Here is a 417-nt window from a genome sequence, read left to right as displayed (position 1 = left end):
CTGTTAACCCAATCTCAGGATAACAACTGGATTTGGCGTCCGCTTAATAATCCGTCGCAACTTAGCGTAACCTCTTTTTCATACGAGAACCCTAAGGGATTTGGCTTAGCGCAACGTGATCGTGAATTTAATAATTACTTTGATATTGAAGCGCATTATCACAACCGCCCTAGCCTGTGGATAGAGCCTGAAGGTGACTGGGGAAATGGTCGAGTAGAGCTGGTAGAAATACCGACAGATACAGAAACAAACGACAACATAGTGAGCTACTGGGTACCTGAAAAACCATTTAAAGCAGGCGATTCGTTAAAGCTAAGCTATAAAATGACCACCTTTAATGCTTACTTAACTCAGCATGATAAGGCACGCGCAGTTCGCACTCGCATTGGTAGCGCGGCATTACCGGGTGAAGATAAT

The 417-nt window shown here is 44.1% G+C and carries 1 protein-coding gene; it reads left to right on the top strand.

What is annotated here, in order from left to right; genetic code table 11:
* On the top strand, window positions 1-417 hold a 417-nt coding region (locus tag AAEY62_RS20455), incomplete at both ends, for a glucan biosynthesis protein (RefSeq protein WP_350636057.1).

It is taken from the genome of Pseudoalteromonas sp. GW168-MNA-CIBAN-0100 (assembly GCF_040309225.1).
GTDB classification, from domain to species: Bacteria; Pseudomonadota; Gammaproteobacteria; order Enterobacterales; family Alteromonadaceae; genus Pseudoalteromonas; species Pseudoalteromonas arctica.
This window is presented reverse-complemented; position numbering and strand designations above follow the sequence as displayed.